The 22931-nt window shown below is 63.9% G+C and carries 20 protein-coding genes; 13 read left to right on the forward strand and 7 right to left on the reverse strand.

The genetic code is table 11. The features are described from left to right. Positions 1 to 59: 59 nt before the first annotated feature. Positions 60 to 1085 carry a DUF6515 family protein gene (locus IFT57_RS17500; protein ID WP_192152179.1) on the reverse strand — a complete coding sequence of 342 codons (1026 nt, stop codon included), beginning with the start codon at positions 1083 to 1085 and terminating at the stop codon, positions 60 to 62. A 471-nt stretch (positions 1086 to 1556) separates the two neighbouring features. Between IFT57_RS17500 and IFT57_RS17505 the strand changes: the two genes are divergently transcribed. Beyond that, a complete protein-coding gene (locus tag IFT57_RS17505) occupies positions 1557 to 2033 on the forward strand; it encodes an Lrp/AsnC family transcriptional regulator (protein WP_122475484.1) in 477 nt (158 codons plus the stop codon). A 69-nt stretch (positions 2034 to 2102) separates the two neighbouring features. Here IFT57_RS17505 and IFT57_RS17510 read toward each other — a convergent pair whose 3' ends face one another. The 3 genes from IFT57_RS17510 to IFT57_RS17520 all read right to left on the reverse strand — a co-directional run bounded on the left by IFT57_RS17510 (position 2103) and on the right by IFT57_RS17520 (position 6762). Then, positions 2103 to 2669, reverse strand: a complete 567-nt coding sequence (locus tag IFT57_RS17510) for a pseudouridine synthase (RefSeq protein ID WP_192152233.1) — start codon at positions 2667 to 2669, stop codon at positions 2103 to 2105. A 118-nt stretch (positions 2670 to 2787) separates the two neighbouring features. Then, a complete protein-coding gene (gene amn, locus IFT57_RS17515; RefSeq protein ID WP_122715037.1) occupies positions 2788 to 4257 on the reverse strand; it encodes an AMP nucleosidase in 1470 nt (489 codons plus the stop codon). A gap of 81 nt (positions 4258 to 4338) precedes the next feature. Then, positions 4339 to 6762, reverse strand: a complete 2424-nt coding sequence (locus IFT57_RS17520; protein ID WP_192152180.1) for a hybrid sensor histidine kinase/response regulator — start codon at positions 6760 to 6762, stop codon at positions 4339 to 4341. 154 nt (positions 6763 to 6916) lie between these two features. Here IFT57_RS17520 and IFT57_RS17525 point away from each other — a divergent pair, with 154 nt between their 5' ends. The 4 genes from IFT57_RS17525 (at position 6917) to IFT57_RS17540 (ending at position 10593) form a co-directional block, all read left to right on the forward strand. Then, positions 6917 to 7714, forward strand: a complete 798-nt coding sequence (locus IFT57_RS17525) for a hydroxymethylpyrimidine/phosphomethylpyrimidine kinase (RefSeq protein ID WP_192152181.1) — start codon at positions 6917 to 6919, stop codon at positions 7712 to 7714. Between the two features lie 34 nt (positions 7715 to 7748). Continuing rightward, on the forward strand, positions 7749 to 8375 hold the full coding sequence (gene thiE / locus IFT57_RS17530; protein WP_122715034.1) for a thiamine phosphate synthase: 627 nt from the start codon (positions 7749 to 7751) through the stop codon (positions 8373 to 8375). Between the two features lie 17 nt (positions 8376 to 8392). Continuing rightward, positions 8393 to 9676, forward strand: a complete 1284-nt coding sequence (gene hemL, locus IFT57_RS17535) for a glutamate-1-semialdehyde 2,1-aminomutase (protein WP_122715033.1) — start codon at positions 8393 to 8395, stop codon at positions 9674 to 9676. Between the two features lie 362 nt (positions 9677 to 10038). Beyond that, entirely contained in the window at positions 10039 to 10593 is a 555-nt protein-coding gene (locus tag IFT57_RS17540; protein ID WP_122715032.1) for a tetratricopeptide repeat protein, read from the forward strand. A 24-nt stretch (positions 10594 to 10617) separates the two neighbouring features. Here IFT57_RS17540 and IFT57_RS17545 read toward each other — a convergent pair whose 3' ends face one another. Continuing rightward, positions 10618 to 10944: a DUF1820 family protein gene (locus IFT57_RS17545; protein ID WP_122715031.1), complete on the reverse strand. Its 327-nt coding sequence runs from the start codon at positions 10942 to 10944 to the stop codon at positions 10618 to 10620. 133 nt (positions 10945 to 11077) lie between these two features. On the opposite strand from IFT57_RS17545, the gene miaB reads away from it, so the two are divergent. The 5 genes from miaB to lnt all read left to right on the forward strand — a co-directional run bounded on the left by miaB (position 11078) and on the right by lnt (position 16729). Continuing rightward, positions 11078 to 12406 carry a tRNA (N6-isopentenyl adenosine(37)-C2)-methylthiotransferase MiaB gene (gene miaB, locus IFT57_RS17550; RefSeq protein WP_192152182.1) on the forward strand — a complete coding sequence of 443 codons (1329 nt, stop codon included), beginning with the start codon at positions 11078 to 11080 and terminating at the stop codon, positions 12404 to 12406. Positions 12407 to 12831: 425 nt separating this feature from the next. Further along, positions 12832 to 13839, forward strand: coding sequence for a PhoH family protein (locus IFT57_RS17555; RefSeq protein WP_192152183.1), 1008 nt, complete (start codon positions 12832 to 12834; stop codon positions 13837 to 13839). Continuing rightward, positions 13832 to 14332, forward strand: coding sequence for an rRNA maturation RNase YbeY (gene ybeY, locus IFT57_RS17560; protein WP_122795455.1), 501 nt, complete (start codon positions 13832 to 13834; stop codon positions 14330 to 14332). Before IFT57_RS17555 ends, ybeY begins: the two co-directional genes overlap by 8 nt. 6 nt (positions 14333 to 14338) lie before the next feature. Beyond that, positions 14339 to 15178: an HlyC/CorC family transporter gene (locus tag IFT57_RS17565; protein WP_122475507.1), complete on the forward strand. Its 840-nt coding sequence runs from the start codon at positions 14339 to 14341 to the stop codon at positions 15176 to 15178. 33 nt (positions 15179 to 15211) lie between these two features. Beyond that, positions 15212 to 16729 (forward strand): apolipoprotein N-acyltransferase, encoded by a 1518-nt coding sequence (gene lnt / locus IFT57_RS17570; protein WP_192152184.1) that lies wholly within the window; start codon positions 15212 to 15214, stop codon positions 16727 to 16729. A gap of 119 nt (positions 16730 to 16848) precedes the next feature. Here lnt and IFT57_RS17575 read toward each other — a convergent pair whose 3' ends face one another. Further along, positions 16849 to 17613 (reverse strand): YdcF family protein, encoded by a 765-nt coding sequence (locus IFT57_RS17575; RefSeq protein ID WP_192152185.1) that lies wholly within the window; start codon positions 17611 to 17613, stop codon positions 16849 to 16851. A gap of 59 nt (positions 17614 to 17672) precedes the next feature. Beyond that, a complete protein-coding gene (locus tag IFT57_RS17580) occupies positions 17673 to 17999 on the reverse strand; it encodes a hypothetical protein (protein WP_192152186.1) in 327 nt (108 codons plus the stop codon). A gap of 251 nt (positions 18000 to 18250) precedes the next feature. On the opposite strand from IFT57_RS17580, the gene leuS reads away from it, so the two are divergent. From leuS to holA, 3 genes are all read left to right on the forward strand, one after another. Next, positions 18251 to 20857 carry a leucine--tRNA ligase gene (gene leuS / locus IFT57_RS17585; RefSeq protein ID WP_192152187.1) on the forward strand — a complete coding sequence of 869 codons (2607 nt, stop codon included), beginning with the start codon at positions 18251 to 18253 and terminating at the stop codon, positions 20855 to 20857. A gap of 72 nt (positions 20858 to 20929) precedes the next feature. After that, positions 20930 to 21535, forward strand: a complete 606-nt coding sequence (locus IFT57_RS17590; protein WP_122800624.1) for an LPS-assembly lipoprotein LptE — start codon at positions 20930 to 20932, stop codon at positions 21533 to 21535. 74 nt (positions 21536 to 21609) lie between these two features. Continuing rightward, positions 21610 to 22647: a DNA polymerase III subunit delta gene (gene holA, locus IFT57_RS17595; protein ID WP_192152188.1), complete on the forward strand. Its 1038-nt coding sequence runs from the start codon at positions 21610 to 21612 to the stop codon at positions 22645 to 22647. Positions 22648 to 22931: the final 284 nt, after the last annotated feature.

Genomic DNA, 22931 nt, shown 5'->3' on the forward strand with positions numbered 1-22931 from the left:
GCGGCGAATGCGGTGTGTCAGGCAGAAAGCGGGCGCCCTTGACAGAGGTGCACGGCCGATCAGTTCACCGTATACCCACGCGATGCGAAGCAATTGGCCAGATTCTGCCGGTACACGCTGACCACTTCGGGCGATGGCGCATAGGTGGCACTGGCCGGGTCGAAGCGGCTTTGTTCCACGGCCCAGCGCTTGCACTCGTATTGATCCTGGGCGATCTGCTGCGGACTCTGGCCCTGGGCCGGATAGGCGGCGACGTCATAGTTGGTCAAGGTCGGCGCTGGCTGCGGGATACTGGCATTCACTGGCGGATTCACCACCACGTATTCCTGGGTATTGTCGGCCCATTGATAGTAAGTGCCGGCCGCGACGAAGAACACCGAACTGCCGATCCACATGCGCTGGGCGTAGTCGGGCAGCACGCGCACCCGAACGCCGCGCGGCGGCTCGATCACCACGTATTGCGGACCCTGCGGCCGATACCAGTACCCACCCGAGTAGTAATAATCCTGCCCCCGATACGGCACGCGATAATTCTGGCCGGGGAAGCGATCGATCACCTGACCCGGACGATACTGCGGGCCGGGGCCCCAGCCGCCACCGTGCTCGCCGGGCCAGCGGTCTCGACCGCCCTCCCAGCGCCGATCGTTGTCGCGACGCAGGTCCGGATAACTGCCTCGCAGCGGCGCCTGGGTCTGGCGCACTGCGTCGGGCTTGCCGATGATCTGCGGCCGATTGTCCTGTTGGCCACCTTCGGGACCACCCTGATCCGGGCGACCCTGCTCCGGCTGGTTGCCTTGCCACTGGTTCTGGCTGCCGCCGCCTGGCCGACCTTGCCACTGACCCTGATTACCCTGATTACCTTGCGGCGGTCGCCCCTGCCACTGACCCTGATTGCCACCTTGCGGTGGTCGGTACTGCCCACCTCCCTGCGGCTGCCCAGGCCCGGCATTGCCCCCACCCGGCCCACGCTGGCCACCATTGGAACTGCCGCGCAACTGGTCTTGCGGGCCTTCCGCATACGCAGGCGCGCCCACCGCCAGGCAGAGCACAGCGAGACCGGCCATACGCCATAGGGGCAAGTTCATGCTGTTCCTCGCAGAAAAAGGGGGTCACCCAGTATCAGACTGACAAACCCCAACGCGGTTCTGTGAAGATCCCGTCAGGTGCCTGCAAAGGATATCGGCACGTACTGCGCGTTCATGACCGCACGCCAGGCACCGGTCACATACATTTCGCAGACGAAAAAAGAGGAGACCCATAGGCCTCCTCTCGCGAACTGTGTCCTTGCTCGACGCTTGTGACGTCGGCTCACCTCACGCTGCCTTCTGGGCCGCATGCAGCCCGGGGGCCAGCGCGACCCCGGTGGGGGTGGTGGCCGCAATCCGCCTGATTGAGCGGATCGCAGTGGACGTGTGTCCGGGCAGTGATTCTGTGAATAACAATAGCGCCACGGACGCAGCAGCCGATTGCGAACATTGCTGAATTACACAGCACTTGCGCAATTTTTGCCTTCGGATAGATAATTTGCCGCAACGCAAAACACGAAGGCAGATTTGATGAGCAAGCTTGATCGCTATGACCTGAGCATTCTGGCGGAACTGCAGCGTGACGCGCGCATTTCCAACCAGGAACTGGCCGAACGCATCGGTCTCTCGCCGTCGCCCTGCTCACGGCGCGTCAAGCAGCTCGAAGACGACGGCTACATTTCCCGTCAGGTCGCCCTGCTGGACCGCAAGAAGCTGGGGTTGAGCCTGACCGCCTACGTGCTGATCGGCATGGACCGGCACACGCCGGAACGCTTCGAGACTTTCGAAGCGGCGATTCGCGGGCTGCCTCAGGTCCTCGAATGCAGCCTGGTGACCGGGATGGATGCCGACTATCAGCTCAAGGTGGTGGTGCCGGACATGGACCACTACCAGAAGCTGCTGCTGGGCCATCTGACGCGGATCGAGGGCGTCACCAGCGTGCGCTCCAGCTTCGTTCTCAACCAGGTAATGGCCAGCACTGAATTACCGTTGACCCATCTGCGCTGAGCTTCAGGCCCGAAACAGACTTGCAGCACCTTCGCGGGTAGAACCCGCTCCCACAGTGGCCCAGGTCGGCTACAGACTGGCCGGCACCTCGCGCCACTCGCCCTGCCCCAGGCCCTCGAGGCTCCAGTCACCGATGCGCACCCGCACCAGGCGCAAGGTCGGCAGGCCCACTGCGGCCGTCATGCGCCGCACCTGACGGTTGCGCCCCTCTTTGATCACCAGCTCCAGCCAATGCGTCGGTATGCTCTTGCGAAAGCGCACCGGCGGATCGCGCGGCCACAGGTCCGGCTCGTCCAGCAGCCGCGCTTGCGTCGGCAGGGTCATGCCATCGTTGAGCTCGACTCCGGTGCGCAAACGCTGCAACTGGTCTTCGTCGGGTACGCCTTCCACCTGCACCCAATAGGTCTTGGCCAGCTTGTGCTTCGGGTCGGCGATGCGCGCCTGCAACTGGCCGTCGTTGGTCAGCAACAGCAGCCCCTCGCTGTCACGGTCCAGGCGACCGGCCGGATAGACCCCGGCAATGTCGATGAAATCCTTCAGCGTCGCGCGCCCTTCACCGTCGCTGAACTGGGTCAGTACATCGAACGGTTTGTTGAACAGCAGCAGCCGCGGCTGGGCCGGCGGGGCCTTGGCCACACGGCGGCCGCTGGCGGGTGGACGTTTGTTGGAGCGAGGAGGAAGAGGCATGACGAAGCGGCTTTCGGGCTGGCAAGGGCGCTCATGCTAGAGGCCCTTGCCAGCCACGGCAAACCTGTCAGCGGAACGGCGGCTCATCGAAGCTGCGCAGCTTGCGCGAGTGCAGCGAGTTGAGCTGGTTGCGCAGCAAGTTCAAGGCCGTGATGCCGATGTTCAGATGCTGACTGACCGCGCGGTTGTAGAACGCGTTGGCCGAGCCCGGCAGCTTGATCTCACTGTGCAAGGGCTTGTCCGACACGCACAGCAGAGTGCCGTACGGCACCCGCAGGCGATAGCCCTGGGCGGCAATGGTGCCGCTCTCCATGTCCACCGCAACGGCGCGCGACAGGTTGATCAGCGGTCGCTCCTGGGCCCAGCGCAGCTCCCAGTTGCGATCATCGTAGGTCAGCACGGTGCCGGTACGCAGGCGCTTCTTCAAGTCGTCGCCACGCTCGCCGGTCACCTGTGCCGCCGCTTCCTGCAATGCCAGCTGCACTTCGGCCAGGGCCGGAATGGGGATGTTCGGTGGCAGGACGCGATCGAGAATGCCGTCCTGGCGCATGTAGGCGTGGGCCAGCACATAGTCGCCGATGGTCTGCGACTGTCGCAGGCCACCGCAGTGGCCGATCATCAGCCAGCAATGCGGACGCAGCACGGCCAGGTGGTCGGTGATGTTCTTGGCGTTCGAAGGCCCGACGCCGATGTTCACCAGCGTCACGCCGTCGCCATCCTCGGCAATCAGGTGATACGCCGGCATCTGATAGCGGTGCCATACCACGCTGGCCACCAGCGCCTGGGCTTCGCCGTTGTCCATGCTCTTTTCGATGATCACGTTGCCCGGCATCACCAGGCGCACGAAGCGCGGGTCGTTGCGCAGCTGTTCCAGGCCGTGGGTGACGAACTGGTCGACGTAGCGGTGGTAGTTGGTCAGCAGGATCCACGGCTGCACGTGCTTCCAGTCGCTGCCGGTGTAGTGGATCAGGCGACGCAGGGAGAAATCCACCCGCGCGGCGTCGAACAGCGCCAGCGGCAGGGGATCGGCCGTGGCCCAGTCGTACAGGCCGTCGGCGATGCCATCGGTGGCGGCAGACAGGTCGGTACTGGGGAACACCCGCGCCAGGGCGGCTGCGGTCACACCGCTGCCGGCCAGCTCGTCGCCCTGGTCGACGACATAGGGATAGGGAATGTTCTGCTCGCTGACACCGACTTCGATGGTGACCGCGAAGTCGCGCATCAGCGGCCGCAATTGGTCCAGCAGATAACCGCGGAAGGCGGCCGGTTGGGTCACGGTCACCGAGTACACGCCAGGCAGGTTGACCTTGGCGTAGGCCCGGGTGATGGCAGGCAGTTCGCCGCCGTAGGCGTAGGTCAGGCGCAGTTCAGGGTAGCGAAACAGATCACGCTCGGCCGCATCCGGCTCGCTGCGATCCTTGAGGTAGCGCTTGAGCGCCTGGCTCAGGGCGCGAGTGGCCCGTTCGTGCAGTTCTGCCAACCGATCCACGGCTTGTTCGGCAGTTTCCACAACTACGAAGTCTGGAGCATTACTCATGGGGCATGTCCTGGCTGATCTGGCAGGCTTGCATCTTGCCTGCAATGCCGACGAAAGGCACCCCCGGTGCGACGGCCTTGATTACGCCGGGGCAGCGCCGGGGGGCGCATCTGCAATCGGCGGCGACACCGGCTTGGGATGGCTCAGGATGCAACCGTGCAACAGCGCCTGCAGTTCTTCGAAGCGCACCGGGCGCGCCAGGCAGACCGATACTCCGGCAGCCAGGCACGCCTCGCGCGGGGCCTGCCCGGGCTCGGTGATCGCCAGCACCGGCAATCGCTCGCATCCCGGCAGGCTGCGCAGCTGGCGGGTGGTGTGCAGAGCGCTCTGTGCGGGCAGGCTGTGCTCCATGAGCACGGCATCGAAACGCTCGCGAGTCAGCAGGGCCAGCGCACCGGCGCCGTCCTCGGCCGTGCGCACGCGGTAGCCGAGCTTGAGCAGCATGGCCCGCACGACCAACTGGTCGACGCTGTTGGCGTCCACCAGCAATACCGTGCATTCATGGGCTGCGCGCTGGGTGCCAAAGGCACCGGCGCTGGTGCTCAAGGCACGACCCGGATGCGCTTCGACAACACCCAGGCGCACGCTCAGTTCGAAACAGCTGCCGCGTCCGGGCTCGGACTGATGATGAAGCTGCCCGCCTACCAGTTCGGCCAGCTGCCGACAGATCGCCAGGCCGATACCCAATCCGCCGTACTCGCGGGTCACCGAGCCATCGAGCTGGTAGAAGCGTTGATAGAGGGTTTCTTCGTCGCGATGACTGAAACCGATGCCGCTGTCGCTGACCGTGAAGGTTATCTGCAGCTGATCACTCACTGGCTCGCCGCCACTGACGCGCACATTGACACTGCCTTCGCCGGTGAACTTGATGCCGTTGTCGATCAGGCAGCCCAGGCACAGGGCAAGCTTCTGCGAATCGCCCTGCAGGCGGTCGGGCAGACCGGCTGCGCGCTCCACGGTGAACGCCAGCCCCTTGCTCTGGGCCTGACGGCTGAATTGCATCTGCACGCTGTCCAGCAGCGCCTGCAGGCTGAACGGTTCGTTGCGCGGATAGAGCCGCCCGGCTTGCAGCTCGGTCAGGATCAGGATGTCGTCGACCATGCGCATCATGTGCCGCGCCGAACCTGCAGCGGTGTGCTGGTACTGCGCCAGCTCCGGCCCCATGGGCACGGTCTGCATCAGTTCCAGCGAGCCGATCACGCCATTCATCGGGGTGCGCAGCTCATGGGTGACAGTGGCAAGGAATTCGTCCTTGAGCCGGTTGCTGGCAGCCAGTTCCTGATTCGCCTGCTCAAGCTTCAGCCCGGCTTGCTTCAGGGTCTGCGCCTGCTGGTCGCGCAGCACGTTGATCCGGTCGGCCAGGGCCAGCGACAGCAGGCCGACCTCCAGCGCCGAACCGATCTGGCTGGCGTACATGGTGATGAACACATTGGGTAGATAGCCCAGCACCATCAGGGTATTGACGATGCCGCCCAGCAGGAACGCGCTCCAGGCAATGATGAAGTAACGCGCCAGGCGCATGCCACGCAACCAGGCGAGGATGCCGGCGGAGAAGATCACCACGGTGAAACACAGCGCCAGCAACGTGGCCAGGCGCAATGCCAGGGCGTAGCTGGTCGACAGCGACAGCACCATGACCACGGCGCCGTAGACCATCAGGCCGAGCAGCAGTCGATCCATCCAGCGACTGTGCCGCGCCGTCTGCAGAAAGCTGCGCGAGAACTGGCAACCGAAGAAGCCGGCCGCGCCGATGAAGAATGGCGTGGCAGCGTTGGCCCACCACGGATTGTCGGGCCAGAAATACTCGACCCCGGCACCGTTCACCGACACCTGGTACAGGCCGAACGACGCGATATAGACGATGTAGTACAGGTAGCTGCGATCGCGCACGCTGAGGAAGATGAACAGGTTGTACACCAGCATGCCCAGCAACACGCCGTAGATCAGGCCGAGTACGTACAGCCTCGAGGGCTGTGCCTCGAGGTACGCGTTGGCCGACCACAGGCTGACCGGCGCCTGCACCGAGCCCTGGCTGTGCAGGCGCAGATACACGGTCTTCGCTTCACCTGGCTGGAATGGCAGTTCGAACAAGTAGTTGTTCTGCTTGATCTGGCGGCTGGCATACGGCAAGGCATCGCCGGTTCGCTGCACCGAGCGGTACTGCCCGGCGGCATCGGGCAAGAACAGTTCCAGGTGGTCCATGGGCGGATAGGCCAGCTCCAGCAGCCAGCTGTGCGGCGATCCGTCGGCGCGCGGTACATAGCGCAGATCGATGCGCAGCCAATACACGGATCGCGAGTAGCCGGCATTGAGCACGTCGCTGTGGTGCTGACGAAAAGCGGGGGCCAGGCCGGTGGTGATCTGCTCGATGGTGGCGTCGCCCGACACATCCTCGTAGACCTGCATCGTGCGCCCCAGCGCGAGGCTGCGCGTGGTTTCGTCGAAGTCGACCGCACCTGCCAGCATGGGCAGCCAGGCCATTATCAAGATAAGCAAATAGCGCATGGTGCCTTCGGGATGTGTTGCAGCGTAGTGTCAATATGATACATAGCCCCCCTGCAAAGCGCGAACGCCGTTCACCGATCGCAGCGCGGCAGGCGCGCTCGACGCCGCTCGCGGCCCTGCTACAACGCCCTGCACCGTGATAAGCTCGCGCACCATGAATATCTATAGTTCCCGCCCCGTTGTCCTCTGTCTCTCCGGCCACGACCCCAGTGGCGGCGCCGGCCTGCAGGCAGATATCGAAGCCTTGCTCGCGCAGGGCTGCCATGCCGCGCCGACGATCACGGCGCTGACCGTGCAGAACACGGTCAATGTCAGCGATTTCCGCGTGCTCGACCGCGAGTGGATCCTGGCGCAGGCCAATGCCGTGCTCAGCGACTCGCCGGTGGCGGCGGTCAAGCTGGGCATGCTCGGTTCGGTGGACATGGTCGCAACCGTGGTCGAGCTGTTGTCCGCCCATCCCCATCTGCCGATGGTCTGTGACCCGGTATTGCGCGCCGGTGGCGGCGGCAGCCTGGGCAAGGACGAGGTCGGCTACGCGATGCGCGAAAGGCTGCTGCCGCTGGCGACCATTGCGACGCCGAACCTGCCCGAGGCGCGCATTCTCGCCGACCTGCCCGAAGGCAGCGCCGATGAATGCGCACAGAAGTTGCTGCCGTTCTGCAAGCACCTGTTGATCACCGGTGGCCATGGCGACGAGCACGAAGTGCACAACCGCCTGTACAGCCGCGACGGCAGTCGTCGAACGTTCACCTGCCAGCGCCTACCCGGCAGTTACCACGGCTCCGGATGCACCCTGGCCAGCGCCCTGGCCGGCCGCCTGGCGTTGGGCGAAGGCCTGGAAAGCGCGGTGCAGTCGGCGCTCGACTACACCTGGCGCACCTTGCGTGACGCCGAGCAATTGGGCCACGGGCAATTCGTGCCGCGCCGCCTGCCCCTGGATTTCTGCTCTTGAGCCGAACCCCTGCCCCCTGCCTCAGGACCGAGCGATGAACCTACGTGGCGTCTACGCCATCACCGACAGCCAACTGTTGGCCGGCAAGTTCCTCAAGTACGTCGAGGCTGCACTGGACGGCGGCATTACCCTGCTGCAATACCGTGACAAGAGCAACGACGACGCCCGGCGCCTGCGCGAAGCCGACAAACTGCGCCAGCTGTGCGAACGCTACAAAGCGCACCTGATCATCAACGACGATGCCGAACTGGCCGCGCGGCTCAACGTCGGCGTGCACTTGGGGCAGACCGATGGCCCGCTGACGCCTGCCCGCGCCTTGCTCGGCCGCAAGGCGATCATCGGCAGCACGTGCCACAACCGTCTCGACCTGGCCCACCAGGCCGCCCGCGAAGGGGCCAGCTACGTCGCCTTCGGGCGCTTCTTCGCCTCCCAGACCAAGCCCGACGCATCGCCTGCCAGCCTGGAACTGTTGGCGCAGGCGCGTGCCGAACTGAAATTGCCGATTGCCGTCATTGGCGGCATCACCCTGGACAACGCCGCTCCGCTGGTGGCCCAGGGTGCCAACCTGCTGGCCGTGGTGCATGCGCTGTTCGGCGCCGACACGGCCCAGGAAGTCACCCGTCGCGCCCGTGCGCTGAACGCGTTGTTCGAAACTGCCTGATGCAAGAGAGCTTATCTATGTCCCGTTCCGAAACTCTGTTCGCCAACGCCCAGAAGCACATTCCCGGTGGCGTCAACTCGCCCGTGCGTGCTTTCAAGAGCGTTGGCGGTACGCCGCTGTTCTTCAAGCACGCCGCCGGCGCCTATGTCACCGACGAAGACGACAAGCGCTACGTCGACTACGTCGGTTCCTGGGGTCCGATGATTCTGGGCCACAGCCACCCGGACGTGCTCGATGCGGTGCGCAAACAGCTTGAACATGGTCTGTCGTACGGCGCCCCCACCGAAATGGAAACGCAGATGGCCGACCTGGTCTGCGCGATCGTGCCGTCCATGGAAATGGTGCGCATGGTCAGCTCGGGGACCGAGGCAACCATGAGCGCCATTCGCCTGGCCCGTGGTTTCACCGGGCGTGACAGCATCATCAAGTTCGAAGGCTGCTACCACGGCCATTCCGACAGCCTGCTGGTCAAGGCCGGTTCCGGCGCCCTCACCCTTGGCGTGCCCAGCTCGCCCGGCGTACCGGCGGCGTTCGCCAAACACACCCTGACCCTGCCGTTCAACGACATCGCTGCGGTGGAGCAGATGCTGGCCGAGGTCGCCGATGAAGTGGCCTGCATCATCGTCGAGCCGGTGGCGGGCAACATGAACTGCGTACCGCCTGCGCCGGGCTTTCTGGAAGGCCTGCGTCGCCTCTGCGACCAGTACGGCGTGGTACTGATCTTCGACGAGGTCATGACCGGTTTCCGCGTGGCCCTCGGTGGTGCCCAGGCCTACTACGGCGTGACCCCGGACCTGAGCACGTTCGGCAAGATCATCGGTGGTGGCATGCCCGTCGGCTGTTTCGGCGGCAAGCGCGAGATCATGTCGCACATTGCGCCGCTGGGGCCGGTCTATCAGGCCGGCACCTTGTCGGGCAACCCACTGGCCATGGCCGCCGGCCTGACCACACTGAAGCTGATCAGCCGCCCCGGTTTCCATGACGAGCTGAGCGACTACACCGCACGCCTGCTCGATGGCCTGCAGCAGCGTGCCGATGCCGCGGGCATTCCGTTCGTCACCACTCAGGCCGGAGGCATGTTCGGCCTGTACTTCAGCGGCGCCGATGACATCGTCACCTTCGAAGACGTCATGACCAGCGACGCCGATCGTTTCAAGCGTTTCTTCCACCTGATGCTCGACGGCGGCGTGTACCTGGCGCCGAGCGCATTCGAGGCAGGCTTCACGTCCATCGCCCACGGCGATGCCGAGCTGGCGATCACCCTGGATGCTGCCGAGAAAGCGTTCGCTGCGCTGAAGTAACCACCTTCGCTCCCGTAGGAGCGGTCAGCGACCGCGAAAAGGACGCTGCGGTATGCCTGGCCGATCGCAGCGCATCGTTCGCGGCCACGGACCGCTCCTACGCAGAAGGTTGCATCTAAATCCGTAGGAGCGGTCAGCGGCCGCGAAGAAGGCAACACGGTGCGCCTGACACACCGTGCTGGATTGTCTACGGCCACGGACCGCTGCCGCGGCTGGCACCCCGTGAAACAGTGCCATCTGAGCGATATCGCAGAAAAACGAGTAAAGACTTTGTAACAGCCCCCCCGCTTATTTCATAATGCAGCACCCGCCACGTTTCGACGTCGGGTCCGCCCGCATTCCGCAGAGGTAAGTCGATCCCCATGAACCGCACCGGCCGCGCCCTTGCATTGGGCTGCCTGTTGCTTCTTCAGCCGCTAATGGCTACCGCAGGCGGCAATTCGTTGTTGATTCCGGCGGTGGGTCGCTGCACCCTCAATACCTCTGCCCAGGCATTGCCCGCAGCGCTGGCTGCCTGTCAGCAGGCCGCCAAGGACGGCGACGCCCAGGCGCAATTCGAGCTTGGTCAGTTCTATTACGACGGTACTCGAACCGAACGCGACTTGAACCAGGCCCTCAGCTACTTCGAACAAGCGTCCCTGCAAGGGCATGCCGAGGCCCAGTATCATCTGGGCACGATGTTCTTCAAGGGCGAAGGCGTGGCGGCCAACAACGTCCAGGCCTATATCGTGCTGAAGATGGCGGCGGTCAACGGCGCTGAGGATGCGCTTGACGCGGCCGACGAGGTGTCCGGGCAGATGCGCCGCGAAGACCTCGAAGTGGCCACCCAGGTACTGGGGCAGATTTTCCGCAAATACCTGCTCGAGTTGCAGACGGCCGACGGCGGCAGCCGGTCGCCTTTCGCCCCGCTGCCCTGAGCCTGGCAGCGGTCCGACAGATGACTATTTGTCGGGCATCGGCATCGGGAATGGCATGACATTGCCAGTCATGCGTGCCTCGCTGATCTTCGGCGTGCCCAGGCGCTCCACTTCATCGATCCGCACGATCGAGTGCATGGGCACGAAGCTGCGCGTCACACCTTCGAACTGAGCCTTGAGCTTTTCTTCGCTGGGGTCGACGACCATGGTGGTGCGCTCGCCAAAGACGAATTCCTCGACCTCCAGAAACCCCCACAGATCACTCTGGTAGATCTGCTTGGCGTACATCTCGAATACCTGGCCCTGGTTGAGGAAAATCACTTTGTAGATTGGAGCTTCGCGTTTGGTCATCGTCGGCAGATATAAGGTCGTGAGCTTGGAAGAGGGCGAAAACTATAGCATAGCCGCCCGACAGGCAATGCTAGGAACCACCGACCACGGGCACTATAATGCGCGGTTCTTTGAACCACTTGATGATCACCCCATGGCCAAGAAGCTTTATATCGAAACCCACGGTTGCCAGATGAACGAGTACGACAGCTCGCGCATGGTCGACCTGCTGGGTGAACATCAAGCCCTGGAAGTCACGGCACGCGCAGAAGACGCCGACGTGATCCTGCTCAATACCTGCTCGATCCGCGAGCGTGCCCAGGACCGCGTCTATTCGCAACTGGGCCGCTGGCGCGAACTGAAGCTGGCCAAGCCAGACATGGTCATTGCGGTCGGCGGCTGCGTGGCCAGCCAGGAAGGCGCAGCCATCCGCGATCGCGCGCCCTACGTCGATGTGGTGTTCGGCCCGCAGACCCTGCATCGCCTGCCCGAGATGATCGACGCGGCGCGCATCACCCGCTTGCCGCAGGTGGACATCTCCTTCCCCGAGATCGAGAAGTTCGACCACCTGCCCGAACCGCGCATCGACGGCCCGACCGCCTACGTCTCGGTGATGGAAGGCTGCAGCAAATACTGCACGTTCTGCGTGGTGCCCTACACCCGCGGCGAAGAAGTCAGCCGACCGTTCGACGACGTCCTGGCCGAGGTCATGCACCTGGCCGACAACGGCGTGCGCGAAGTCACCCTGCTGGGGCAGAACGTCAACGGCTATCGCGGCCAGACCGACGACGGCCGCCTGGCCGACCTGGCCGAGCTGATCCGTATGGTGGCCCAGATCGACGGGATCGAGCGCATCCGCTACACCACCTCGCACCCACTGGAGTTCTCCGACAGCCTGATCCTGGCCCACGCCGAAGTACCGCAACTGGTCAAGCACCTGCACCTGCCGGTGCAGTCGGGCTCGGATCGCGTGCTGGCGGCCATGAAACGCGGCCACACGGTGCTGGAATACAAATTCAAGCTGCGCAAGCTCAAGGCGGCGGTACCGGACATCTGCATCAGCTCGGACTTCATCATCGGTTTCCCCGGCGAAACCGAGAAAGACTTCGAGCAGACCCTGAAGCTGGTTACCGATGTGGGCATGGATTTCTCGTATTCCTTCATCTATAGCCAGCGGCCTGGTACGCCGGCGGCGGATCTGGCCGACGACACGCCCGAGACGGTGAAGAAACAACGTCTGGATGCGCTGCAGCATCGGCTGAACCAGCAGGGTTTCGAGATCAGTCGTCAGATGGTGGGCACTACCCAGCGCATTCTGGTCACCGATTATTCGCGCAAGGACCCTGGCCAGTTGCAGGGGCGTACCGAGAACAACCGCATCGTCAACTTCACCTGCTCGGATGCAAGGCTGATTGGCCAGTTCGTCGACATCCACATCGCCGAAGCCCGCCCGCACTCGCTGCGCGGCGAACTGCTGGCCTGACAGAGCCACACCGCGGCGCGACGTTCGCGGCCGATGACCGCTCCTACAGGGTGACCGCGATCCCCGTAGGAGCGGTCCGTGGCCGCGAAAGGGGCACCGCGGTATGTCAGGTTCACCGCGCCGAACCCTTCGCGGCCGATGACCGCTCCCACAGGGTGACCGCGATCCCCGTAGGAGCGGTCCGTGGCCGCGAAAGCCGCACCGCGGTGCGTCAGGTTCAACGCACCGAACCCTTCGCGGCCGATGACCGCTCCTACAGGGTGACCGCGATCCTTGTAGGAGCGGTCCGTGGCCGCGAAAGGGGCACCGCCGAGAGCCAGTCGTGCGCTGGCCAGGGCCATTCGCCGCCCACCCCTTTCGCCCCGCCCCTGACAGGGGTTATCCTTGGACTCATTTCAATTGCCGTCGGGCGGCCGAATACGACCTTGAACGCACCTATCGAACCACATCGCTTCCTGCTCGAGCCTTTCGAGGCTCGCCGCTTCGCCAACCTGTGCGGGCAATTCGACGAGCATCTGCGCTTGATCGAACAGCGCCTGGAAATCGAAATCCGCAACCGTGGCAATCAGTTCGAACTGATCGGCGACGCCCGACACACGCGCTCGGCGGAAAACCTGCTGCGTCGCCTGTACCGGGAAACCAAGGCTACCGAGCTGTCCCCCGATACGGTCCACCTGTTTCTGCAGGAGTCGGCCGTTCAGGAGCTCGACGATCCGGCTTCCGGCGAAGTCCCGGTCGCACTGCGTACCCGCAAGGGCATGATCAAGCCCCGAGGCTTGAACCAGCAGCGCTACGTCAAGGAAATCCTGAGCAACGACATCAACTTCGGGATCGGCCCTGCAGGTACCGGCAAGACGTACCTGGCCGTGGCCGCCGCCGTCGATGCGCTGGAGCGCGAGCAGGTCCGACGCATTCTTCTGGTGCGGCCTGCCGTGGAAGCGGGCGAAAAGCTTGGCTTTCTGCCCGGTGACCTGGCGCAGAAGATCGACCCCTACCTGCGCCCGCTCTACGATGCGCTCTACGAAATGCTGGGGTTCGAACACGTCGCCAAGCTGATCGAGAAACAGGTCATCGAGATCGCGCCGCTGGCCTACATGCGCGGACGCACCTTGAACAACAGCTTCATCATCCTCGATGAAAGCCAGAACACCACCGTGGAACAGATGAAAATGTTCCTGACCCGGATCGGTTTCGGCTCGACGGCGGTGATCACCGGTGACATCACCCAGGTCGACCTGCCAAAGGGCACCAAGTCGGGCCTGAGCCAGGTCATCGACGTGCTCAAGGACGTACCGGGCATCAGCTTCACCCACTTCAAGCCCAAGGACGTCGTCCGTCACCCGCTGGTGCAGCGCATCGTCGAGGCCTACGAGCGCTTCGAAGCCCAGCCCGCCGCCGTCAACGAGGCCGGGGACAAACGCCGCGATGCTTGAGCTTGACCTGCAACGGGCCAGCACCGCGCCTGGCCCGAGCGACGCCGCGTTCCGCCGCTGGTGCGAACTGGCATTGCGCCAGCGCAGCGCCGATTCGGAAATGACCATTCGCTTGGTTGATGAAACCGAAGGCCGCGAGCTGAATCTGACCTATCGTCACAAAGATTACGCAACCAACGTGCTTTCATTCCCTGCGGACGTGCCGGACGAGATGCTCGACATCCCGTTGCTGGGCGACCTGGTCATCTGTGTGCCGGTGGTGGAACGCGAGGCCGCCGAACAGGGCAAGGCCCTGGACGCCCACTGGGCGCATCTGGTGATGCACGGCTGCCTGCACCTGCTGGGCTACGACCACATCGACGACGATGAGGCCGAGGAAATGGAAGCGCTGGAACGAGAGTTGCTTGCAGAACTGGGTCATCCGGACCCCTATGCCGCCGACGAACACGTCGACGACACCCCCACCAAAGCAATTGGCAAGGATCACGAGTAAAGGGCTATGAGCGAAGATCGATCGAGCAACGGGCAGAAGTCATGGTTGGGTAAACTGACCCAGGCTTTTGCCCATGAGCCCAAGAACCGCCAGGAACTGCTGGAACTGCTGCGCGAAGCGCACCAGAACAAGCTCCTGGACAGCGAAGCATTGACCATCGTGGAAGGCGCCATCCAGGTCGCCGACCTGCAGGTGCGCGACATCATGGTCCCGCGCTCGCAGCTGATCAGCATCAAGTCTACCCAGACGCTGCAGGAATTCCTGCCGGCGGTCATCGACGCTGCGCACTCGCGCTACCCGGTGGTCGGCGAGAATCACGACGACGTGATCGGCGTGCTGCTGGCCAAGGACTTGCTGCCGCTGATCCTGCAGAACGATCACGCGAACTTCAACATCAAGGACCTGCTGCGTCCGGCCACCTTCGTGCCCGAGTCCAAGCGCCTGAACGTGCTGCTGCGCGAGTTCCGTGCCAACCACAATCACATGGCCATCGTCATCGACGAATACGGCGGTGTGGCGGGCCTGGTGACCATCGAAGACGTGCTCGAACAGATCGTCGGCGACATCGAGGACGAGCACGACGTCGAGGAAGACAGCTACATCAAGCCGCTGCCCAGCGGTGACTTCCTGATCAAGGCGCTGACGCCGATCGAGAACTTCAACGAGTTCTTCGAAAGCCAGTTTTCGGACGACGAGTTCGACACCGTCGGCGGCCTGGTGATGAGTGCCTTCGGCCATCTGCCCAAGCGCAACGAGACGACCGAGATCGGTGCCTACCGCTTTCGCATTCTCAATGCCGACAGCCGCCGCATCCATTTGCTGCGCCTCACGCCAATCGCCCGCTGAGGCTTCTGCCCAGACTCCTCGTTAAGGAAAATAATGCGCTGGATCACCCGCCCCGGCTGGCCCGGTAACCTGCTGGCCATGGCGGCCGGCGGGTTGACCCCGCTGTTCCTGGCCCCATTCGATATCTGGCCGCTGGCCCTGCTTTCGCTGGCCCTGTTCTACCTTGGTCTGCGCGAGCTGAAACCACGCCAGGCGCTGGGCCGTGGCTGGTGCTATGGCTTCGGCCTGTTCGGTGCCGGCACCAGCTGGATCTACGTCAGTATCCACACCTATGGCGGCGCGTCGGTTGTATTGGCGGCGTTGCTGATGCTTGGCTTCGTCGCTGCCGTGGCACTGTTCTTCGCCCTGCCCGCCTGGGCCTGGGCGCGCTGGTTGCGGCGTACCGATGCGCCATTGGCCGACGCCCTTGCCTTCGCGGCGCTGTGGCTGGGCCAGGAAGCGTTCCGCGGTTGGTTCCTGACCGGCTTCCCATGGCTCTACAGCGGCTACAGCCAACTGCATGGCCCACTCGCCGGGCTCGCACCGGTGGGCGGCATGTGGCTGGTGTCCTTTGCCCTGGCCCTCACTGCAGCGCTGTTGTGCAATCTGTCGCGCCTGCGCGAGCGAAAGCCATTGCTGGCCGCCGGCGTGATCCTGCTGCTGGCGCCCTGGCTGTTGGGCCTGGCATTCAAGGGGCACGGGTGGACCACGTCCGCAGGCAAGCCGCTCTCGGTTGCCGCCGTACAGGGCAACATTGCCCAGAGCATCAAATGGAACCCCGAAGCGGTCGACCATCAACTGCAGCTGTACCGTGACAAGACCTTCGTCTCCAAGCCGGTGGATATCATCGTCTGGCCGGAAACGGCGGTGCCGGTGCTCATGGACTCGGCGCAGGGCTATCTGGCCGTGATGGGGCGGTTTGCCAGCGACCGTCATTCGGCGTTGATCACCGGCGTCCCCATTCGCCAGGTCGAGGACGGGCAGCGCCGGTTCTATAACGGCATCACTGTGGTGGGTGAAGGCGAAGGCTTGTATCGCAAGCAGAAGCTGGTGCCCTTCGGTGAATACGTGCCCTTGCAGGATCTGCTGCGCGGCCTGATCGCATTTTTCGACCTGCCCATGTCCGACTTCGCCCGTGGCCCGGCCGACCAGCCGCTGCTGCAGGCCAAGGGATATCGGATCGCGCCGTTCATCTGCTACGAAGTGGTGTACCCGGAGCTGGCGGCGAGCATGGCTGCGCGCAGCGACCTGCTGCTGACCATCAGCAACGACACCTGGTTCGGCACCTCTATAGGCCCGCTGCAACACCTGCAGATGGCACAGATGCGCGCACTGGAGGCCGGCCGCTGGATGATTCGCGCTACCAACAATGGGGTCACGGCGCTGATCGATCCGTTCGGCAACATCACTACCCAGGTGCCGCAGTTCGAAGAGGCTGTGATGTATGGCGAAGTGACTCCAATGCAGGGCTTGACGCCTTATCTATTGCTGCGCTCGTGGCCCATGACAGTGGTGTGCGTATTGCTGCTGGGTTGGGCGTTGCTAAGTAGAAGGGCTGGCAGCAGGGCTTGATGTTGCCTGTACTGGCCTCTTCGCGGGCAGAGCCCGCTCCCACCGGTTCGTGTTGTAGCCCGTTCTTTGTGGGAGCGGGGCGGGCGGCGAGCCCTCTGCCCGCGAAGAGGCCCACAAGATCACCGATAAAACATCTTGTACCCCACCAACCCCACCGCCTCATTGAGCAACTGGCCGTTCTGCCAGATGGCCTTGCTTTCAGGCAGCCACCCTCCCAGCGGCCGTGCATTGTCGGTGCCCAGGAACCCCACCGGTGCCGGCACCACTTCCAATCCGCTCTGCTCGAAGCTCCAGCGCGAGCGCTGCATGTGCCAGGCCTGGGTCACCACGACCACACGCTTGATGCCATGCTCGGCGAGCAGTTCGGCGCTGAACCGGGCGTTCTCCCAGGTCGTGCGGCTGCGCTCTTCCATCCAGCGCGCGGAAGTGCCGAAATCATCGCGCAACGACTGCGCCATGATCCACGCTTCGCTGGGCGGCGAGCCGAAGTGCAATCCACCGGACGTCAGCACCGGCAGCCCGGATGCCTTGGCCAGCCGCGCTGCATAGCGAACCCGCTCGAGCGCGACGCCGGTGGGCTGATCGATGCCATCCCAGGCTGGGTCGCCGCGCTCGCGACCGGCACCGAGAATGACGATGGCGTCGGCACGCTGCGCCAGGCTGCTCCAATCCTGCACGGGTAGCGCCGGCTGGTTTTCCAGCCAGCCGGCCGCACCCTGCACCACCACCGGCAGGCTCATCAGCCACAGCCCGCCCAGCCCAATGACGAAGCAGGCCCCCGCCAGACGCGGCCAGCGACGGCGCAGCCACCAACTCGCCAGCAACAGGACGAGAAAGATGCCGGGAGGCAACAATAGCTGTTTGAGCACAAAACGTGAAAACATCGGGCATCTCCAGAAGATGCCCGAAGCCTAAGGGTTGCCACGATGACGAACAACTGCCGTCACGACTTTCCCGAATACCCGTGGCCGTGCTTGCCGATCGGCGAACGGCGCCGGTCGTGCTCGTGCAACCAGTACACTTTCGCCGACGCCTTGGGCGCAGGCGCGAGCGGGGCCTGGGGCTCGACGCAGGCGCGTTCGCCACAGGCGTGCAGGTAGGCATCGATCAGTTCGTATTCGGCCCGGCTCAAACCGCGCAACTCCAGTTCCGCAGGTTTTTCATCGCGCAGGCGCACCGCAGTGCGGGCCACATCCAGGGCCAGCCCCAAACGATCGATGAGTCGCTCGTAGACATCGGGCTGCATGACTTTGATAGGCGGCTCCAGCATTCGCTCACCTCACTTGAGAGAAAACATTCTTTGCTTCATAAGCTTAGCGCCGGCTGGAAAATCAGCCGGTTGCAGCGACCAACGGAATGCGTCAAGTGCCTGCCACGGTCCGCGCAGCTGCAATCAAGGTTTCCCTCGATAGACGGGGGTCATGTATGCTACGGCGTTTAATATCATCGTACCTTGCCAACAGGCTCAGCCTATTTAGCAGCTGCCGGATAAGGTCACCCATTTCTCAGCGCAAAGTAGCCATGCACGAACTCTATCAGCCCCGCGAAATCGAAGCCGCCGCCCAGTCTTTCTGGGATGCGAAGAAGTCTTTTGAAGTGAGTGAACAGCCAGGCAAGGACACGTACTACTGCCTGTCGATGTTCCCCTACCCCAGCGGCAAACTGCACATGGGGCACGTGCGCAACTACACCATCGGCGACGTGATCGCGCGCTACCAGCGCATGCAGGGCAAGAACGTCCTGCAACCGATGGGCTGGGATGCGTTCGGCATGCCGGCGGAAAACGCCGCCATGAAGAACAACGTCGCGCCGGCCAAGTGGACCTACGAAAACATCGCCTACATGAAGACCCAGCTCAAGAGCCTGGGCCTGGCCATCGACTGGTCGCGTGAAGTCACCACCTGCAAGCCCGACTACTATCGCTGGGAGCAGTGGCTGTTCACCCGCCTGTTCGAAAAAGGCGTGATCTACCGCAAGAACGGCACCGTGAACTGGGACCCGGTCGACCAGACGGTACTGGCCAACGAACAGGTCATCGACGGCCGTGGCTGGCGTTCGGGCGCGCTGATCGAGAAGCGCGAAATCCCGATGTACTACTTCAAGATCACTGCGTACGCCGATGAGCTGCTGGAGAGCCTCGACGAACTGCCGGGCTGGCCGGAACAGGTCAAGACCATGCAGCGCAACTGGATCGGCAAGTCCAAGGGCATGGAAGTGCAGTTCCCGTACCACCAGGCCTCCATTGGCGAAGCCGGCACGCTGAAGGTCTTCACCACGCGTCCCGACACGCTGATGGGTGCGACCTACGTGGCCGTCGCCGCGGAACACCCCCTGGCCAGCCTGGCCGCGCGCTCCGATGCTGCGCTGCAGGCGTTCATCGACGAGTGCAAGAGCGGCAGCGTGGCCGAGGCCGACGTGGCCACCCAGGAAAAACGCGGCATGCCGACGGCGCTGTTCGTCGAGCACCCGCTCACCGGCGAGAAGCTGCCGGTCTGGGTCGCCAACTACGTACTGATGCACTACGGCGACGGCGCGGTCATGGCCGTGCCGGCCCACGACGAGCGCGACTTCGAATTCGCCTTGAAGTACGACCTGCCGATCAAGCCGGTGGTGCGCACCAGCGCGGGCGACCTGACGCCTGCACCCTGGGTCGCGGCCTACAACGAGCACGGCCCGCTGATCAACTCCGGCGAATTCGACGGACTCGATTTCGAGGGCGCCTTCGACGCCATCGAAGTGGCCTTGATCAAGAAAGACCTGGGCAAGTCGCGTACTCAGTTCCGCCTGCGCGACTGGGGCATCAGCCGCCAGCGCTACTGGGGCTGCCCGATTCCGATCGTGCACTGCGACGCCTGCGGCGACGTGCCCGTCCCGGAAGATCAACTGCCGGTCGTGTTGCCCGAAGACGTCGTTCCCGACGGTGCCGGTTCGCCACTGGCGCGCATGCCGCAATTCTACGAGTGCAGCTGTCCGAAATGCGGTGCGCCGGCCAAGCGCGAAACCGACACCATGGACACCTTCGTGGAATCGTCCTGGTACTTCGCCCGCTACGCATCGCCGCATTATGAAGGCGGCATGGTCGACCCTGCGGCGGCCAATCACTGGCTGCCCGTGGACCAGTACATCGGCGGTATCGAGCACGCGATCCTGCACCTGCTGTACGCACGCTTCTTTCACAAGCTGATGCGCGATGAAGGCCTGGTCAGCTCCAACGAGCCGTTCAAGAACCTGCTCACCCAGGGCATGGTCATCGCCGAAACCTACTACCGTCTCGAGGCCAACGGCAGCAAGACCTGGTTCAACCCGGCCGACGTCGAGCTGGTCCGCGATGCCAAGGCCAAGATCATCTCGGCCAAGCTCATCAGCGACGGCCTGCCGGTGGAAATCGGCGGTACCGAGAAGATGGCCAAGTCGAAGAACAACGGCGTCGATCCGCAATCGATGATCGACCAGTACGGTGCCGACACCTGTCGCCTGTTCATGATGTTCGCCTCGCCACCCGACATGAGCCTGGAATGGTCCGATTCCGGCGTTGAAGGCTCGCACCGCTTCCTCAAGCGCGTCTGGCGTCTGGCGCAGGCCCATGTTGGCCAAGGTTCGCACGCGCCACTGGACGTCGCCACGCTCGACGACGAGCAGAAGGCCATTCGCCGCGCCATCCACCTGGCGATCAAGCACGCCAGCCAGGACGTGGGCCAGAACCACAAGTTCAACACGGCCATCGCCCAGGTGATGACCCTGATGAACGTGCTGGAGAAAGCGCCGCAGGCCACCGACCAGGACCGTGCCTTGCTGCACGAGGGCCTGGAAGCCGTGACCTTGCTGCTGGCGCCGATCACTCCGCACATCAGCCATGAGCTGTGGCAGCAACTGGGCCACACCGACGCCGTGATCGACGCCAGCTGGCCGACGCTGGACGAATCGGCGCTGGTGCAGGACAGCCTGCAGCTGGTCATCCAGGTCAACGGCAAGCTGCGTGGGCAGATCGACATGCCTGCCAGCGCCAGCCGCGAAGAGATCGAAGCCGCCGCACGGGTCAACGAGAACGTGCTGCGTTTCACCGACGGCCTGACCATCCGCAAGGTCATCGTCGTACCGGGTAAACTGGTCAACATCGTCGCCAGCTGATCGACCGGCGCCCGTTTCATCGGGCGCCCGTCAAGCACGCCACAGCCAACAAGGTTTCAAGGGAGCAACAAGATGATCAAACGCAATCTGCTGGTTATGGGCCTGGCTGTCCTGCTCAGCGCCTGTGGTTTCCAGCTCCGGGGTACCGGCACCAACCAGCTGGCCATCAAGGAACTCAACCTCACTGCCCGCGACGCCTACGGCCAGACCGTGGTGCAGTTGCGCAAGGCGCTGCAGGGCAGTGGCGTCAACGTGGCCAGCGGCGCTCCGTACACCCTGGACCTGGTGGACGAGCGTGGCGACCAGCGCACAGCCAGCTACAGCGGGTCGGCGCGCTCGTCCGAGTACGAGCTGAGCAACACGCTGCAATACGAGATCCGCGGGCAGAACAACCTGACGCTGCTCAACGACAAGATCCAGGTGCAGAAGGTTTACGTCCACGACGGCAACAACCTGACCGGCTCCGATCAAGAGGCGAGCCAGGTGCGCCGTGAAATGCGCAACGAGCTGGTGCAGCGCATGATGCTGCGCCTGCAGCAGATCACCCCTGCGCAGCTGGAAAAGCTCCAGGTCGACGCCAACGCACGCGCCAAGGCGGAAGCCGACGCCGCTGCCGAAGCTCAGCGCGTGATGGATTCGACGCCACAGCAGTCGCCGATCCAGATTCCCAACCAGTAAGGCAGACAAGGGCGCTCAGGCGCCCTTTTCGCTGTCATTGCCCCCGTGAAGATTGCAACCCTGTCGATGCGTCCATGAAGATCAGCCCCGCCCAACTCGGCAAGCACCTGCAAGGACCGCTTGCGCCCGTCTACGTGGTGAGTGGCGACGATCCGCTGCTCTGCCAGGAAGCGGCCGACGCCATTCGCGCGGCGGCGCGCCAGCAAGGCTTCGACGAGCGCCAGGTGTTCAGCGCCGACAACAATTTCGATTGGGGCACGCTGCTGCAGGCCGGCGCCAGCCTCTCGCTGTTCGCCGAGCGACGCCTGCTGGAACTGCGCCTGCCTTCGGGCAAGCCGGGCGACAAGGGCGCTGCAGCGCTGATCGAGTATTGCTCGCGGCCTGCCGAAGATACCGTGCTGTTGATCAGCCTGCCCAAACTGGACGGCAGTGCGCAGAAAACCAAATGGGGCAAGGCGCTGGTCGAGGGCGCGCAGACCCAGTTCGTGCAGATCTGGCCGGTCGATGCGCAACAATTGCCGCAATGGATCCGCCAGCGCCTGGCCCAGGCCGGGCTGGCTGCGCAACCGGACGCGGTCGAGCTGATCGCCGCTCGGGTGGAAGGCAACCTGTTGGCGGCAGCGCAGGAAATCGAGAAGCTCAAGCTGCTCGCCGAGGGTAATCAGGTGACCCTGGAGACGGTGCAATCGGCGGTTGCCGACAGCGCCCGATTCGACGTGTTCGGGCTGATCGACGCGATCCTCAACGGCCAGGCTGAACATGCCCTGCGCATGCTCGAAGGGCTGCGCGGCGAGGGTGTCGAGCCGCCGGTCATTCTCTGGGCGCTGGCCCGCGAGCTGCGCCTGTTGGCCAACCTGTCGCAGCAGTACAGCCAGGGCGTGCCATTGGACAAAGCCTTCAGCCAGGCCCGTCCGCCTGTCTGGGACAAGCGCAAGCCATTGATGAGCAAGGCCCTGCAGCGGCATTCGGCGCTGCGCTGGGCACAGCTGCTGCAGGATGCGCAACGCATCGACGCGCAGATCAAGGGCCAGGCACCTGGATCGGTATGGACAGGCCTGTCGCGTCTATCGCTGTTGATGGCCGGCCAAAGGCTGAGCCTGCCCGCAGAATAGCGTCGTCCTCTTCGCGGGCAGAGCCCGCTCCCACAGGTGACCTGCTGTGTGTCTGTAGGAGCGGTCCGTGGCCGCGAAAGCTGCACTGCGGTACATCTGGCATACCGCGGTGCCCTCTTCGCGGGCAGAGCCCGCTCCCACAGGTGACCTGCAGTGTGTCTGTAGGAGCGGTCCGTGGCCGCGAAAGGAGCGCTGCGGTACATCTGACACACCGCGGTGCCCTCTTCGCGGGCAGAGCCCGCTCCTACAGGTGACCTGCAGTGTGTCTGTGGGAGCGGTCCGTG

This window comes from Pseudomonas sp. CFBP 13719, from assembly GCF_014842095.1.
Classification (GTDB): Bacteria; Pseudomonadota; Gammaproteobacteria; order Pseudomonadales; family Pseudomonadaceae; genus Aquipseudomonas.